The 17,250-nt window shown below is 38.9% G+C and carries 12 protein-coding genes; 1 reads left to right on the forward strand and 11 read right to left on the reverse strand.

Features of this window, described 5'->3' with window-relative positions; translation table 11 throughout:
• Positions 1-39: 39 nt before the first annotated feature.
• Entirely contained in the window at positions 40-1,014 is a 975-nt protein-coding gene (locus tag E6H07_11830) for a hypothetical protein (protein ID TMI63467.1), read from the forward strand.
• A 17-nt stretch (positions 1,015-1,031) separates the two neighbouring features.
• Here the strand turns inward: E6H07_11830 and E6H07_11835 are convergent, their stop codons facing one another.
• The 11 genes from E6H07_11835 to E6H07_11885 form a co-directional block, all read right to left on the reverse strand.
• The gene (locus E6H07_11835) at positions 1,032-1,940 is read right to left on the reverse strand and encodes a methionyl-tRNA formyltransferase (protein ID TMI63754.1); all 909 of its coding nucleotides are present in this window, start codon (positions 1,938-1,940) and stop codon (positions 1,032-1,034) included.
• Positions 1,941-2,031: 91 nt separating this feature from the next.
• A complete protein-coding gene (locus E6H07_11840; protein TMI63468.1) occupies positions 2,032-3,918 on the reverse strand; it encodes an OmpA family protein in 1,887 nt (628 codons plus the stop codon).
• 99 nt (positions 3,919-4,017) lie between these two features.
• Positions 4,018-4,503 (reverse strand): hypothetical protein, encoded by a 486-nt coding sequence (locus tag E6H07_11845; GenBank protein ID TMI63469.1) that lies wholly within the window; start codon positions 4,501-4,503, stop codon positions 4,018-4,020.
• A 97-nt stretch (positions 4,504-4,600) separates the two neighbouring features.
• Positions 4,601-6,484 (reverse strand): hypothetical protein, encoded by a 1,884-nt coding sequence (locus tag E6H07_11850; protein TMI63470.1) that lies wholly within the window; start codon positions 6,482-6,484, stop codon positions 4,601-4,603.
• A 110-nt stretch (positions 6,485-6,594) separates the two neighbouring features.
• The gene (locus tag E6H07_11855; GenBank protein ID TMI63471.1) at positions 6,595-8,460 is read right to left on the reverse strand and encodes a hypothetical protein; all 1,866 of its coding nucleotides are present in this window, start codon (positions 8,458-8,460) and stop codon (positions 6,595-6,597) included.
• 46 nt (positions 8,461-8,506) lie between these two features.
• A complete protein-coding gene (locus tag E6H07_11860; protein ID TMI63472.1) occupies positions 8,507-8,692 on the reverse strand; it encodes a hypothetical protein in 186 nt (61 codons plus the stop codon).
• Positions 8,693-8,725: 33 nt separating this feature from the next.
• Positions 8,726-10,963 carry a hypothetical protein gene (locus E6H07_11865; GenBank protein ID TMI63473.1) on the reverse strand — a complete coding sequence of 746 codons (2,238 nt, stop codon included), beginning with the start codon at positions 10,961-10,963 and terminating at the stop codon, positions 8,726-8,728.
• 4 nt (positions 10,964-10,967) lie between these two features.
• On the reverse strand, positions 10,968-11,459 hold the full coding sequence (locus E6H07_11870; GenBank protein TMI63474.1) for a hypothetical protein: 492 nt from the start codon (positions 11,457-11,459) through the stop codon (positions 10,968-10,970).
• Positions 11,456-12,700, reverse strand: coding sequence for a hypothetical protein (locus tag E6H07_11875; GenBank protein ID TMI63475.1), 1,245 nt, complete (start codon positions 12,698-12,700; stop codon positions 11,456-11,458). Before E6H07_11875 ends, E6H07_11870 begins: the two co-directional genes overlap by 4 nt.
• Positions 12,701-12,822: 122 nt before the next feature.
• Positions 12,823-14,202: a hypothetical protein gene (locus E6H07_11880; GenBank protein ID TMI63476.1), complete on the reverse strand. Its 1,380-nt coding sequence runs from the start codon at positions 14,200-14,202 to the stop codon at positions 12,823-12,825.
• A gap of 3 nt (positions 14,203-14,205) precedes the next feature.
• On the reverse strand, positions 14,206-17,226 hold the full coding sequence (locus E6H07_11885) for a hypothetical protein (GenBank protein TMI63477.1): 3,021 nt from the start codon (positions 17,224-17,226) through the stop codon (positions 14,206-14,208).
• Positions 17,227-17,250 lie beyond the last annotated feature (24 nt).

Raw genomic sequence — 17,250 nt, forward strand, 5'->3', positions numbered from 1 at the left:
AGTGAAAATGCCTCATCTTTGTAGGCCAAATTTTAGTGTATGAAAAGGATTTTGTCATTGCTGGGCTTTATTTCACTGCCACTTTTTATGTTGGCACAGCCCGGTGAGTTATGGGTGAAAAATGGAGATAAAGGACTTTATATTGAACATAAAGTAATGCCGAAAGAAGGCCTTTTCCCGTTGGGAAGATTATATAATGTTCACCCTCGTCATATTGCTAATTTTAATGGAATAGATTTTAATAAAGGGCTTGTATTGGGTCAGTTGATAAAAATACCACTGACGGATACCAACTTCAATCAGAAAACAAATGCAGGTGTTCCAGTTCATTATAAAGTGGGAGAGAAGGAAGGGCTGATGCGGGTAAGCACTATCCATAACAAAGTGCTGATGGAAAATCTTCGTGACTGGAACAATCTTAGTAATGATAATGTAAACTTCGGAACAACACTTGTGGTTGGCTACCTGGTTTCAAAAGAAATGAAAGCCGCGGCTCCGGTTGCAGAAGTAAAAAAAGAAGAGATCGTAAAAGAAGAAAAAAGACAACCAGTAAAAGAAGTAAATGATGTAGTTGCGCAGCCTGAAATTAAAAATGAAGAAAGCAAGCCTGTTGAAATAGTAAAAAAGGAAGAAGTAAAGCAACAGCAAAAGACAACTGGTATCACTCCTGCTGTTAAAATGGAAACAAGTGAGGAAGGATATTTCAAATGGCATTTTGAGCAACAAGCAAAGCAACATTCTGCAGTAAATGATAAAACAGTTACATCAGGTATCTTTAAAACTACCAGTGGCTGGACGGATAGCAAATATTATTTACTTATCGATGGCGTAGTGGCTGGAACAATTATAAAGATCAGTAACCCTACCAACAATAAATCAGTATATGCAAAGGTGTTGGGACAAATGGAAGGCATTAATATGAATAAGGGACTGGATATTCGTATTAGTAATGCGGCAGCTTCTGGACTGGGTATTACTGAAACAGATAAGTTTATTGTGAAAGTAAACTACTAGATCACCACAAGTGAGCTTCAAGACCTGTAGCCACGAAGAAATTCTTCAATACTCATTTTCTTTTTTCCTTCCATCTGTATTTCCAATAAATGAATGTACCCGTTTGCACAGGCAAACTTCAAATAAGTTTTTCCATCGGTTTCATGATCGCCTTCTATTTTGGCAGGGGATACGACCTCTTTTTTTGCACGGAACACTTTCATCATCTTTTCATTCACTATTGTAAATGCAACGGGATGGGGGTTAAGTCCACGTATAAGGTTATATACATTTTCAACAGAATCACTCCAGTTAATACGAGAGGTCTCGGTAGTTAGTTTAGGAGCATGTTTAAGCTTCTTGTTCTCGGTTGCCTGTTGTGAATTTTGGGGAGTTTCTTTTAATGTACCATTTGCTATTCCTTTTACTGTCTCTACCAAAATTTTTGCACCGATTTCTTTCATTACATCATGAACATCTCCTGTGGTTTCATCATCACCTAGCGGGAAACTTTGTTGCAATAGAATATCACCGGTATCAATCTCATGTTTCAGTTTGAAAGTAGTGACGCCGGTTTCTTTTTCTCCGTTAATCACTGCCCAGTGAATAGGTGCTGCTCCGCGGTATTGTGGCAATAGACTTCCATGCAGGTTAACAGTTCCCATTGGCGGCATACTCCAAACTACTTCAGGCAACATGCGGAAGGCAACTACAATTTGCAGATCTGCATTGAGTGATTTTAATTCAGCTAAAAACTCAGGGTTCTTTAATTTTTCTGGTTGCAGGATTTTTAATTTATGCTCGACTGCATATTTTTTTACGGCACTTTCATTCATCTTCATACCACGCCCCGCTGGTTTATCGGGAGCAGTTATTACTCCAACGATATTACTACCAGCCTTTACCAATGCATCTAATGAGGCAACAGCAAATTCCGGTGTGCCCATAAAAACAATTCGCAGCGATTGAAATTTTTCCATCGCTGCGAAGTTAATACAACAGCATCATTTCGTTGCATACTGGTTGTGGATCAGTAGATCAATAAACCGGTACATTTGTGAAAGTGCATTTCATTTCACCGGCAAACCCATCGGTGAAAGTTTCTGTCATAGCATCACCTTTGGTAATTGGCTTCAGACCTTTATTCATTATACCAAAAGCAAAATAGCCGCTTGCTTTGCCATCTTCTACTTTTTCAATTACAAATTTGCAACTGGCTGAAACGGCTGGTAATTTCCGTTCCAATGATTCGCTTACAAACGAAGCCATATGGCCGTTGGCTATGATGGGAGAGAATTTATAGATATATGGAGTGGTTGCGTTGCCGTAATATAAAATAGCTTCAGTCTTTTTTATTTCAGAAAACTTTTTTGTTCCGTACATTGCATTCTTTTGATTTATTTCTTTGAAGTTGAATGTTTCTGCTTTCAGGCTCATGTTCACGGATTCTAATTCTATTTTAAGGAAATTCTCCTTGCTATTGCCTTCTTCTTTACCAGCCATAAAAGTATAAGTGTTTTCTCCTGTTTTCATAATCTGGGCAAAAGGGAAATTCACTGTCAATATTTTACTCTGCAATTTCACTAAAGCATTAGCATCACTTGTTGACTGACTACCATTGCTTGCAGGAGTTTTAGTGGTAGCTGATGGCTTTGTATTATCTGCGCTAATGCCCGCTGGTTTTATATAAACATCTGCTTCAGCTTTGAAAATAAATTCAACTCGCCTGTTTTGTGCTTTGCCTTCTGCATTTTTATTATCAGCAATGGGCTGTGTTTCACCGCGGCCCTCTGTTGTCAACAGGCTTTCATTAATACCATACTGTTTTGCCAGGATTGATTTTACCGCTTCTGCTCTTTGATACGACAATTTTTGATTAGCAGCATCGTCACCATCACTGTCTGTATGACCAACGATCTTTACAGGTGATGTTAGCTCTTTTAAAATTTTACTTACATCAAGCAATGAACCCAGGCTTTCAGGTTTAAGGTTGGCTGTACCCGTATAGAATAATAGGTTACTCACTAATTTTCCCTGCTCAAATTTTGCACGGGTATCGGGAACATCTTTTGCCACCCGGATATTGCTTACATAAAAATCGGAACCACCTACACTGCCGAATGTAAAACCAAACTGGTTGGGCAGGTATTCTTCATTGATGGCAGAAAGATCATAAAGCTTTTTCTCATTCCACCACATACGGAAACGTTTGCCCTGTACACATATACTTACATGCACAGGTGTTGTATTTTCATAGGCAAGCTCTGCACTCATATTATCGGATATTACTTTTCCTTCCCGTGTGGTTAAACTGATCCTGCTTTTGTTACCGGGAACAATAGTTGATTCAAAAAGCAAGGCTGGTTTATTGTCCATGAGAATTGTTTCGTCTGTTACCATTTTACCGTTTGAATTGATAAGTGCAATGCTCAAGCGGGGATCATAACCGGTCTTTACAATGAGTAGATCAAACTCAATGGTGAAATTATTTCCCCAGCTTTGTTTTTTATTGCGTGTAATATGTTTTGAACTCGTAGCGGCCATCTTTGTCCATTTCCCTTCCAATCCTTCAATCGTTACAACTTCTGCAGAGTTGCTGGTGATCCATCCCAAAGGAGTTTCGCCAATATTATCTTTTTCAAAATTGTCATAATACAAGATGGTGCTGCCTGGTACAAAATCAAATTTGCTATACACTTTTAGATCAGTTGAAGCACTGCTTGCTTTTGTATCGGCTGTTCCCGTTGTTTCAGCAGGTGCTGGAGGTTCTTTTTTTTCTTTGTCTCCTTCTTCTGTCTTTTCACCAACTTTATCTGCCTGCTTCAGTACTTTCTGCTCTGCTTTTTCTCTTACTTTTTTTAAAAGCTGGGCTTGTGTTCCATTGGCTGTGAAAGCCATTAAAACAATTGTTACAAGAAGTTTCATATTTATTTTTTTATAGTTGATCAATTGATACCAAAGCTCGACTTTACTATCAGTTTCAATATTTGATGCAATGGTATTATAAAGAAGTAAGACAAAACATTACTTCATCACCAGGCTGACATTGGCAACAATTTCACTTTCTTTTTTATTCTTGTCGAAAAACCTCACATTCAGATGATATGTTTCGCCTACAGCCATTGGATCGCCTGTGTTCAGGCTTGCCTGAAGGGTTTTCGCTTCAGCGTCTGTTGTACCATCTGTCATATCAGAAAATGCGTCGGGAAGATTGAGTATTCCTTTTCCTGCTTTATCAGTAAGAATGATAGTACAGCCTGGATAAACCTTACCACCTTTTACAATAAAATTTTCAACACCAGTTGCGGTAATATTTATTTTAGAACCCATGGCAACAGTATTGCTGTTGAGTTTTTGCCCTTCAGAAGCAAGGTAAATATCATCAATGCCAAAACCATTGTATGATGCGGATAAGCCGGTATTTAAATCTTTCTTTACACCTTTACTAAAGTTGCAGGAACTAAAAATGCAAAAAGCCAGTATTGAGGAATAAAAAATTGCCTTAAACATAGTTTGCTTTTAAAGATTAAAAAATGAAAATAATTATACGCATGAGAAGTAGGTTTAAATTTTAATGGTTATAGAGTTTCAAATAATAAAAATGTTTTTATTCTTTTTTTCCATAGCCAATATCGTCGATCCATAAAATCCTTGCACCTTTTATACAGGTGAAAAAAGCATTGTAAGTTTTGGGCTTGCCTTCAATATCTGAAAAATACACCTGCCAATTATTAGGGACAGAAAATTTCCCGCTTGATTTTACGCCTTGAAATTTAATATTTCCAATAAAGCCACTTGCTACAGCAAGGTCCCATTTGTAGGTATTGCCTGCTGTAAATTCAAAGTTTTGGTTGGACGCATGTGTGTCTGCGCCTGCACTTGCGCCGGTATATGCATTTACATATTGCGTCATCCCTGTAAAATTATTTGTCCATTTACCTTTAAGGTCAGAAGCTGCTATAGCAAATTTGTTATAGTTGGCCATAGCGGCTATTTTATCCCAATTGTCAGCGGATGCATCATTAATGTATGCTCCAAATACCTTTTCAAAAGCATTTTTATCTGCTGTTATAAATTCCAGGAATTTTCCATTGCCGCCGCTGTAATTTTTTTTGAATAGTGCCACATGAACTTTTTTCCCAGTGGCTTTTTCCACCATATCCGCTTCTGCAAATTCAATGGATTGCCAGCTATGCAACGGTTTAAATTCCATATTGGTTGCACTGCTATACTTAGGTGCTACCAAAACATTCCAGGCATTTTTTAATCCACCCAGCAAATCAGGATTATAATCATCTGCTTTTTTATTGGGGTAATGTATCAGCACTTTGATATTGCCTTTGGTTGTCTGCACCCAATCTTCCTGTACGATACTTGTCCACCCATCATCAAAGTTGGTGGTGGTAAATGCAAAGCCATTTGCGGCCGGTTGCTGAATCTTATCTTCCTGTTTTAATTCTTCTGTTGCTAGTTGTTGCCCGCCCGGTAATTCAATTAGAGGATTGTTGGATGTGATAGGGCTGTAATACCACGCATTGGTAAAAGTTGTATTAGTGCTGAATGGCCCGTCTCTTTGTGTTGTTTTGCCACCCTGCAATACAAGGTTCCATTGCTGAATACCTGAAAAATAATGTTTGGTAAACTGGTAAGTAATTTTTTCTATCGTTCTTTTTTGGCTTGATAAAAGTTTGCCCCATTTATCAACGCCATCTTTTTTGCTCCATGCTTCAATTACACTTGTTTGGGGATTGATAGTAATATTATTCTCACTGACCTGGTAAGTGCCGCTTTCTTTCACCAAAAGTATTTTATCATATGACATCCGGAAGGTTTTGGAGATAAAATGATAGGAGCCGTTTGAATTAAAAGTATACTGGTCTTTAGTATAGCCTGCTATAGAAGTTGCGTATGCATCGTTGTAAGCGGGATTTACACTTCCAGCTTTTCCCCAGGTTCCGGCAATTGCTGTATTAACAGGGTTATTACTTTCAATGGGTGGAGAAGATATTTCCGGTTTCTTTAAATCAATTGATTCTAAAAAAGCGGTAATGTTTTTTTCATATACATCTGTATTTGTAAGTATAACGATGTTCATCATTTTTTCAAAGCCACTGGACGTTACCAACACTACAACACCTTTATTGCCGTCATTTTCAAACGGTGCATAGCCACTTTGTACTTCCCATCCATTTTCTGTAGCAGCCGGTTGCATTTCGGGAGCCGTAGAAACGGTTACTGTTTCTTTTACTAATGATGTCCAGGCCATATCAAAATTTTCTTTTGAATTGGCGGTACCAGCCACTGCTTTAAAAACAGTGATCATGCAGTAAGTTCCTTTAGTTGCATCTTCTTTTGAAAACTGAACAGCACCCTCAGCAGGTTGTTTTTTCCATGCTTTGGGTGGAGTGTAAGTAATAAGATCAAAAGCTTCTTTTTGAGCATAAGTTATTACCACATTAAGACAGAGAACACAAAAGAATATTTTTTTCATAGTAAGATGCTTTATTAGCCAAATGTATTTTCATTCGGTATTCAGGGCAATCCTGTAAAACAGGGATATTTCTAGCATCTTTTTCCGGGCCCCGATAGGGCAGAGTTGATTTAATCTTTAGTGATTTTAATATTGCTGATATAGTATTTATCATTCTCTCCGGAGTTGTAACTGGTAAATGACATTGCATTGAATAAGTGAGCCGCAGGTATTGCTTTTTCGTATTCAGCTATTTTAGTTTTATCAATAAATACCTGCAACATTTCATCCTTCTTTTTAATGGTTACTGTAATCCGGTTGTTTTTTTTGTTGTTGGAAAAACCGGGTGCAGCATACCATTTGGTTCCATTTGAATAACCTGGTGGATTGGGAAATTTTGTTTCCAGCGTTGTCTCTCCGTCTCTGCCATCAAATCCGGGACGAAGTTTTAGCTCCAGGTAAGATTCGGCATTGTCTCGTGAAACTTCCTTTGATAATTTGAGGGTCAATCCAGTGGCGCCCCATGTGAAATTTTGAGCAACTATTATATCATAGCTCAGCGTAAAATTCTGAGGTAATGGCATTTTAAGTTGCGTGGGTTTTATTATATAGTTTGCCATTATGGCCCAGTTACCGTCTATTCCATCCAGCTTTGTAACAACTGTGGTAGTCCCAAGTGCTAATGTACTTTGCCAGCCAATTGGTTTTTTCCCAACAGCTGTTGTAGAAAAATCTTCAAAAAAATAAATGTTTTTATCTGTTGTATTTTTTTTAGTTGCTTCCGATCCTTCGCTAGCCAATACTGCCTCTTTGTATGTAGGGGAACGAAGTGGTTTATAGGGTTGACCTTTTACTTTCTCTGGATCAAAAAAATAATCATACGCATATTTAAAATTAAAATTGTTCATTACTGATTCGTGCAGGTGTAAATTAAACGCCTGGTTGGTCATTCCCACAGTCCATCGGATCACAAGCCATTGCGGCTGGTCTTTTTTACAAAGGTCTAGTGCTGTTTTTCTTACTTTTAAAATCGGGAAAGTGGTTTGACCTTTATTGTCAAACATGTCATCATATCCTTCTGTTGCATTTACAAAAGTAAAAAAAGAGATTTGAGCGGAAAGTTGCAATTCAGCAATATCATTCCACTTATTTTTATATTTTTCTTTTAACCTTGCAAGGTTCTTTTGTGCCCGTGCAAAATTTTCCGGAGACGTAGGATCTACTTTTTGCCAAACCGGGAGTTGTTTTTCGACTTGTGTAAAAAACTCTCCGATAGTTATTTTCTCAAACGGGAGTTCACTGTTGTCTTTGGTCATAATGACAACGTAGGTCTCCTCGCCGTCGAGTATTATTTTTGGGGGGATATAAAAATGCTTGTATCCTACAATGTTTTTGTGGTTAGCGAAACCTAGTAAATTACTTCCAGCTTTGTCATCGGCATCATATCCTTTTGAATTGCTGGTAAAGTCTGGTAGTAAAAAATAGTATTCTTCGGTACTTGAAATAAATGATACCGGTAGGCTGATCTGTTGCAATTGGTTGGCCTCTATGTACCAAAATTCTCCATGACCGGTTTGTGGAACAAATTTTCCTTTTTCATCTTTCTTCAAAAACATATGAATTTTTGTTTGTGCACCGTACATTAGTGGCAGTGCTTCCGCATGCATATTTATTGCATTACCCAATCGGCTATTGTTACTGTTGAATTTTGGGATGTAGTTTTGGTAATAAGTCGCATTACCTAAGCATCCCCTGGGTAGATAAGATTGTTGCATCCATTCTACAAACTTTTCGCAATTGTCTATTTGTTTAGCGCTGTAAATCCTATCGCCAAGCTGTTTCCCTTTTGGCGGTGTTGTATGTTTACGAATTTCCATCCAGCCGATGTCTATGTCGGCTATGCTTTCCAGCTTAAACCCAATTCTGTCTATATATACCGGTTGTGCTTGTGAAGTGATAGCGACAGCTACGAGTATAATGAGAATTATTTTTTTCATGGTAAGCCAATTAGATAATTAAAATTTTATTTTCCCAACATATTTTTCAATACGTGTGTATAGCGGCGATTGTCTTTTTTTCATTTGCCAGCTCTGCAGCAGTTCCTCCTTCTGATCCTTTCGGTGACGCTTTCCATATGCCGGGTTTTTGCGCCAATAATTCTTTGTTACATTCTTGCGAAAAACTTTGTAGTGATATAAATAGTATTACGATTGTGAAAGAGTATTTCATTTTTCATTTTTTACCTATTTAAAACAGGCGATTTTACCACTGCGACATTTTTACGCCACTTAATATCCCCCTGCCGCTTACCGAACCATGCCCACTCATAAGGCTTGTTCTGCTTTCCACACCAATCTCAACCTTTGTGTCAAGTTTGCCCAGTCCTTTATTTACTAAGTCAACCCCCTGATTGATCTGCTCATCAATTGCTTCATCGCCTGGCGATTTCGGAGCCTCTATACCAATTTCTGCATTTGCTGTTGATACAATGTTTACGTCTGTTACTCCGGAAGGGTCAATCTCTATTTCAATACCGGATCCAATCGTTGCTTCTGCTTTTAGAGGGCCAACACTTCCTCCTATTCCTAATTCGGTGCCTGCTTTTATAACTGTTTTCCAATCTGTCACACCATCTTTATCAAAGTTTACCGTTACATCTGCTTTCACCGAAGCGCCTGCTTTTACCGGCCCGAAATTTCCATCAATGCCAATCTTAGGACTTACTATTAATGTAGAGCGGAGGTACTCATTACCCACATCTGTCGTGGTGTATTTTATACCTTTTGCATCCCAGGTAGTGGTAGTGGTACCACAATTAATTTGTTGCTTTACTACAATGTAATTTATTTCAGCCTTGTACTTACAGTTGGTGCTGAAATCCCATTCAGCCAGTTTAAATGGTTTGCCATCTTTTTTTTCAACACACTCGGAATATAACTCGTATCCTCCTGCTGTTAGCAAGGGCCGATATTCTTTAAGCTTCTCCAGCCAGCCAATCACAAAACCCAGTTTGATGATTTCATACTGATCTTTGTCAGTGCTGGTGTATTGCGACCAATAAGCCATATCGTTGGACAAATGTTTAAACAACTGCAAGGCTTCATTGTTGTAGGCTTGTAGTAGCGTATTATGTTTATTTAGATACTCATCTTCTGCTTTGATGTGGGCCTCGCAAGGCGCTTCGGGTGCTGCTTTTTTTCGAGTCTTTTGTAGTTGGTCCAAATCGGTTCCTAATGCAATAAATTTTTTGCCAAGATTTTTCAGCTTTACTTCATTGTGGCTTTCCACTTCTTCCAACGCCAGCCCTGCTTTTGTAGCATAAAGTGGAGTCAGAGCCGAAGCAGGAATCATCCCACCATTGTTAATGGCCTGCATGGTTTTTGTCATCGTTGCTTTTACATTTTGCTCATATTTTACTTCTGCTTCTTTAAGTTCTTTTTGAAGGGCAGCAATTTTTTTATCGCAATCTGCATCAAAAGCTTCCCATTGAGGCTTTAACATTTTTAACTCACTTACAGATTTTGGATAGTCAGGCTGCCTGAAGCTGCTTAATCCCAACGGGTCGGCACTGGGTTTAAAAGGAATACTTACATTTTCTTTAGTGAGCTTATAACCCAGTTGGCGAAGTTTGTCTTCTTTTTCTTTTGAGTACGTGTGTTTGATTGATTTCTTTAGGGCTTCTATAGCCTGTGTCTTGTTTCCCTTGCTTACGTGAATAGCGGCTTTTGTAAAATTTGCCTGCGGGTGAAAGGGGAAAATCGCTATAGCACTATCCAAATATTTTTCCGCTCTTGCTATTTCACCAAGGCTAAACCAGGCCTGCCCCAGGTTATTGAGTATGATTGGATTTTTTGGTATTCGCTTGTTGATATTTTCAAGTATTGGTATTGCTAAATGCCCGGCACCCAACATGCTTAACATAGAAGCATAGTTGTTCAGGTTATTGATGGTAGGAGCTTCAACACATACCCGGCTCACCAGGTGAATGGCTAATTGCGCCTTTCCCAAAGTCCACAGGTAGGCGGCCACATTGCTCATATCTTCTTTTTTAACGGTCTTCTCCATTAAATAAGAATAGAGTTTATCAGCATCGGTTGCTGCATCAGCATCGAGCAATGGCATTATCTCTTTACGCAAAGCAGTTAAAAAAGCAGGAAGCCGGTCGCTTGTAATATTTTTTGGTATTGATGCAATTCTTGTTGCATCCCGTTTCGGCACTATCCGGTTTTCATCTTCCCATGCTTCAGCGAGTTGTTGATCACTGATGCCAACTACATTTTTTTTCATCTGCTTTGTATCGGGCATTTTAATGCCCATGCTATCCATCGCTTTTTTATCTTCCGGGCTCATTTCATTCATTGCCTTCTGCATTTCTTTCATCATCTCGTCCATTTCTTTTTGTGTAGGAGGCTTTTCTTTCTCAGTTGTTTTTTTGCCTTGCTGGGCAAACACAATTGTAGCCGCAAACAATAATGCAAGCAGGGAAAGATATTTTTTCATATCGTTATTGTATTAAATGAAGATTTTTTGAAAATGATTCTACCACTCCTTTAAAACTTTTATCGCTAAATGCAAAAACTACACAGGCAGTAAGTGTATCTTTTCGAAATGAGTTCAGCATCACTACAGATTTCTTTTTGTTCTGATAAAAATTGCCAATAGCCAGTGTTGATACCCATCCGTCCCAAAGTTGTTCTGTCAATATCCGCGAAGGCTTTTTATTTGCTTTAGCCAAACGTTTTACTACCTGTTCGTTCCACTGGCTTATAATATCTTTCATCACATCAGCTTTTGCCGGCAGGTTTTTATATAATGTAATTGTACAAAAGCTAGTATCATTATTAGTAAGGTTAAACTGTACTCTTGATGGCAGTACGCTTTTAGTAAAAAACGCCGGTGACTGATAGGTGAATACATCAAAGCTTTCAGTTTGAGCAAAGCCCTGTGTAATGTAAACAAGTTTTGTTATGAATATTGTTAGAATATACTTTTTCATTTTTTTCTCATTGTCCATTTGCCACCATTGGTGGAATTACTTCCCTGTCCCCAGCTGCCATTCATTATATTGCTTACATCTATTGTGGCTGCAAATGAATAAGTATCTGCATTTGTGTAAGTATAAGATCCGGTAAGTTGATTTTTAGTAAAACTGTAATTACCCGATGCTGTAATATTACCTTTTGCATCTATCAATTGCATAGTGCCATCAGCATTAAGCCTGAAGGAATAAAAGTTTGGACTGTTGTCGTTTCCATTTCCCCATGTGCCAACCCATGTGCCTGCAACAGTTGCCTGAGCAGTTGTGGTGGTTTTAATTATACTAAAATCATTTTTGTTTGTAACAGGTAGTTGTGTGGTTGTTGGTTGGGTCGGAGGAGGAGGTGGCGGTGGTGCTGGTCTAGTTGCATCCGCAGTAAATTCAACTTTTAATAAAATGGAATAAACGCCATGATTAACAGTATTACCTAATGTAACATCATTATATAAAATGGGAACAATACCCTGTCCATAACCAAAATCCTTATTGGCTAATAAAGCAGCAAGCCTGCTATTGAGTACCATAACCTGTGAACTAAATTCATTGTTTGGCATCATGCCTATTGGGCGGGTATGTTGCAAGCCTGGAAATGGTTTAAAAACATTTGCATACTGGTTATCTAAATCAATATACCTGCCTGGAATTAAAAAATTATAATTGTCAATTCCATTATAATTAAGACCTGCAAGCTGACTTCTTACCTGCTGCTGAAAAAAGATGCTCCCTAAAGTTGCTTTTGTTTTGTTGATGAACTCAATGCTTGGGCGGGTATATTCTGTAGTGTTATCATATTCCCAAATTGAAGGGGCAATGCATACCACATCATCGGGGCCAATAACCTGGTCAATAACATAACTGATGAAATCAAAATATTCCCTGTCACCGGTTTTAATGCCACCGTTTATGCTGGCAGTACCGGTTTTTTTTCTGATGTTCCAATCTTTCATTAAGGTTGCTTTTTCACCATAAATAAAATTCCCCCCACCACCTCTTGCAGGGGCAAGGGTATTGTTGCCTGTACTGACAAATGAGTAATTGAAAAAAATAACTTCATCGCTTATGCCATCCATTCCTAAAATATCGTCAGCTGTTTGTTGATGGCATACATATCCAAACTGCTTCACTTTTAACACACCTGATTGCGAACGGGCATTTACAAATGCCGTAAGAATTAGAAAAGTCAGCAACAAATTTCTCATGATTTTATTTTTTAAATTTTTATTCAATCATTTTTTTGAAGCGTAAAAATGAATTTGTTTATATACAGTACCTATCCCTTAAAAACAGGATTTTAAATATGCTGCCGGTATCTTTTTCATATTTATTTTTTGAGTAGTTGTTCTACCCATTTTTTTAATTCATCAATTTCCTTTTGCTGTTCTTTTATTCCTTCGATCAGTAATGGTACCAGTTTGGCATAATCCAATGCTTTGTATCCATCCATTTCATGAACTACATCCGGGATAATCTTTTCAACATTCTGAGCAATCAAACCAATTTGTCTACCGGGGATAAAATGTTTTTGAGGAAACTCGCCGACTCTCATTTCATATTCTACACCATTTATCTGCAGTATTTTTTGTAAGGGAGAAGCTATAGCTACAATGTTTTGTTTAAAACGCTCATCACTTGAATAGAGAGTACTATTTACCAAAAGACTACCATTTACAATAAAGGCAATGGTTCCGTTGTTTACTGCTCTGGCCGATTCAACATAGGCGCCTGTAGTGTCAATTACACCCATGCTCACTTTACCACCATGCATACCATTTTGCAAACGCAGTTCATAGTCATACACACCTATGCCTACATCACCATAATAACCCTGGTATAAAGAGATCTTAGTGCCAAATGAATTGGCAAATGAAAGTAGCGCTGAAGGAGTAACCGTACCAATACCGATATTGCCATTTCTTAAAACGGTTAGCGCATTACTTCTTCCATTTTCGCTTGTTCCGTTTCCGATTTGGAAAATCCTATCTGAGCTTCCAGGAGAAACCGGGTCCGGATTATTATTATTGTCATTGTAAGTACCTATGGCAAGCGATGCAAAAGCTCTTGTATCTGTACCTGATCCCATACTGGTTGAAGCATTTCCGGTTGCGTATGTTTGGTATCCCATACTGGTTGAATAAGCGCCGCCGGTGGCTGTTTTGTATCCCATAGTGGTTGAATAATCCCCCCAGGCATTTGTTTCAAAACCCATACTAACTGAACCTTGACCATTAGCTGTCGTTCTCATTCCCATGCTGGTTGAAAAAGCACCACTGGCAGTTGTTTCTTGTCCCATGCTGGTTGAAATCCCGCCGCTTGCTGTCGTTCTATATCCCATACTGGTTGAAGTAATACCACTTGCAATGGTTAGTCGTCCTATGCTTGTTGAGTAATTGTTAGTTGCCCTGTTGTTGAAGCCAGTTGCAAAAGAGTAATTACCGATACTGTCCTTATCCCAATAGTTGCTGCTAACCGCTCCTGCTCTAAAAGCTGCTTTATCAGCATACCACATCATTCTTACGCCGGGTCCTGTTATTGGTGGATCTCCGAAAGGGCCTGGCAAAAACGCTAAACCACCTGTAAATACGACACTGCTATCACTTACATGTAACCTTGCTTTTGGTGTATTGGTGCCAATGCCTACATTTTGCGCATAAGGAATGAAATAGCTGAATGTGATGAGGAGACATACAATTCCTTTCTTCATATTTTATTTTTTGATTAGTTGTTCAACCAGTTTTTTTAATTCAGCTACTTGTAGTTTCAATTGTTTCACTTCTTCGCTTGAAGTTTCGAACTGCTTTTGCTGTTCTTTTATTCCTTCGATGAGCAGTGGAACCAACTTGGCATAATCCACTCCTTTGTATCCATCCATTTCATTCACGGCTTCCGGAATTATTTTTTCTACATTTTGCGCAATCAAACCGATCTGCCTTTCAGGAGTAAAATGATTTTTTGAAAATTCATTCACTTTCATTTCATACTCTACACCTTTTAGCTGCAATAGTTTTTGTAAGGGAGAAGAGATCGGCTTGATGTTTTGCTTGAAACGTTCATCACTTGCGTAGGTAGTGCCATTTACCCACAGACTTCCAAAAATGGAAAAAGCATAGACACCGTTTCGTTCTGCCTTTGCATTTTCTGTAAATACTCCAAAAAGATCTTGTGTACCTAAGCTTACCTTGGCTCCCGGATTATCCGCATGTAATCTGAGTTCATTGCCATACACACCAATACCAACTTCACCAGCGCCACCAGGATACAATAATATTTTTTCGCCAAGCGATGCAGGGAAGGAAAGTGGCCTGGAAGGAGCTATAACACCTGCTAAGCCAACATTTCCGTTTCTTAATACCGTAACAGCATTGCTTCTTGCACTTGCTGACGAACCATTACCAATTTGGAAAATTCTGTCACTGTTTGCCGGGATAAAGTAGCTTGGGGCATCTGTATTATCATTATAATTTCCTATACTCAATGCGTTATAAGCTTTTGCTATTGTCTGGCTTCCCATACTTGTTGAAAAGTAACCTGATGCTGTTGTTTGATATCCCATTGCAGTTGAACTTTCACGTGATGCAGTTGTTAAATTCCCCATTGCAATTGAATAGTCACCTGATGCGATTGTCTGATATCCTATTGCAGTTGATCCAAGTCCTGATGCATTTGTCTGAGTGCCTATTGCGTTTGATTCGATTCCTGATGCAATGGCAGCATTCCCCATAGCTATTGAATTGCTACCTGAGGCAGTACTTTGCCCCATTGCGGTTGAAGCGAAACCCGATGCCTTCGAGCTATAGCCCGATGCAAATGAGTAATTGCCAATATTATCTTTATCCCATTCAGTGCCACTAACAGCGCCAACCCGGAAAGCTGCTTTTTGTGGGTACCACATCATCCGGCTGCCGATACCGGATGCAGGCGGTGAGTAAGTAGTTGTGCCGGGTATTGTAGGAGGCCCTATAAATAATACATTACTGTCAACTACATGCAACCGGGCAATGGGTGTAGTAGTTCCAATACCTACATTAACTCCAGCGGCTCCGGTGCCGCCTAATACTAAACTATTACTGCTCGCAACTTTTGCATTTGCACCAATTGCTGTTGAATTGAATAGATTATTGGCGCTAACATCAGCCCGATATCCTATTGCCGTATTATTGTTTCCTTCAATGTTGGTGATTAATGATGAAGCACCCACACTCGTATTTCTAATACCAATTGTATTAGCACTTAACCCAAAATTGCCTACAGCAGTATTGTCATTTCCTGAAATATTTTGACCCATTACACCTTGGCCAATTGCAGTATTGCCAATGCCTATGCCATTATTTATAAGGGCACCGCTACCATTGGCTGTGTTTTGCAAACCCGTCGTATTATTCAATAAAGCATAGGCACCAGTAGCTGTATTGGAGTAACCGGTAGTATTTTCAAACAATGTTTTAGAACCTAACGCCGTATTGAATGTGCCACCCAAATCATCAACTGCTCCTACGCCATTATGGAAAAGTGCTGAATCTCCAACTGCAACCAGGTTACTTCGATTACCCGAATTATATAATGCATAAGTTCCTATAGCAACATTGGAATAGCCGGTTTGATTTAAGTATAGCGCATTTTGGCCCATTGCGGTATTGTTATTACCGATAGTATTACCATGCAAGCTGCCTGTACCAAATGCACTATTTGATTTTCCGGTTGTGTTAAGCAGCATGGATTCAATACCATAAGCACTATTGTCGGATCCCACAGTGTTCAATGCCAGAGTAAGTTTGCCGGTTGCTGTGTTATTGTACCCGGTTGAATTACCAAAGAGGGCTTTTGAACCGATGGCTGTATTTCCTGTCGCATGCACGGGTGCCGTAACATTAATACCATTATTAAAAAGTGCTGAATCACCGATTGCCACCAGATTATTGCGATTATCATTACGGAATAGAGCGCCGGTTCCAATGGCGGTATTTGAATAGCCGGTTGTATTAAGAACTAATGTACGAGACCCAAGGGCGACATTCGCACTTCCTGTTGTATTGTACTCTAATGCTTCGTTCCCTATTGCAGTATTACGACCACCGGTGGTATTGAAAGCAATTGCTAAATTACCAATACCTGTATTCTCCCAACCAGAAGAATTAGAATACACACTTCCATATCCAAATGCAGTATTGTAATGTCCCGAAGAATTAGTTTTTAAAGCGCCCCAACCTACACCTGTGTTATAAAAACCACTCTTATTGGCAGAAAGGGATTTATAACCTATAGCGGTGTTATAGGCACCAATAGTGATGGAATCAAGGGTTCTAAATCCAAATGAGGTGTTCTCCGATAAAGTGTCAATAAATCCTGAACGAACATTGTTCACTCGGATGATAAACGGTTTTGTATCCAGTGTTCCAACGAACTGTGAGTCGGGATCAGTTCCCGCATTGCCTGATAAACTCCATCCACTAGAGGCAACAATGGTTTGCCAGTTTGGTAATGCAGGAGTACCCATATTTACCAGAAGCTGATTCTTTGCTGTATCTAACACCAATAATCCTTTGGCAGGATTCACAATAGCCGCAATCGCGGCTGTATTCATTCGTGGTATCAAAAGGCCTTTTGTGCCGCTCTTGATATCCAGTATGGCACTGTTATCGGGTAAACTTGCATCGTTGTTTATAGCAACATTTTGTGCATGTGCTCCTGTTAGAAAAAACATTGCAATGATCAAAAATTTAAGTCTCATGATAATTAAGCTTAATACACAAAT

This window comes from Bacteroidota bacterium, from assembly GCA_005882315.1.
In the GTDB taxonomy this organism is placed as follows: Bacteria; Bacteroidota; Bacteroidia; order Chitinophagales; family Chitinophagaceae; genus VBAR01.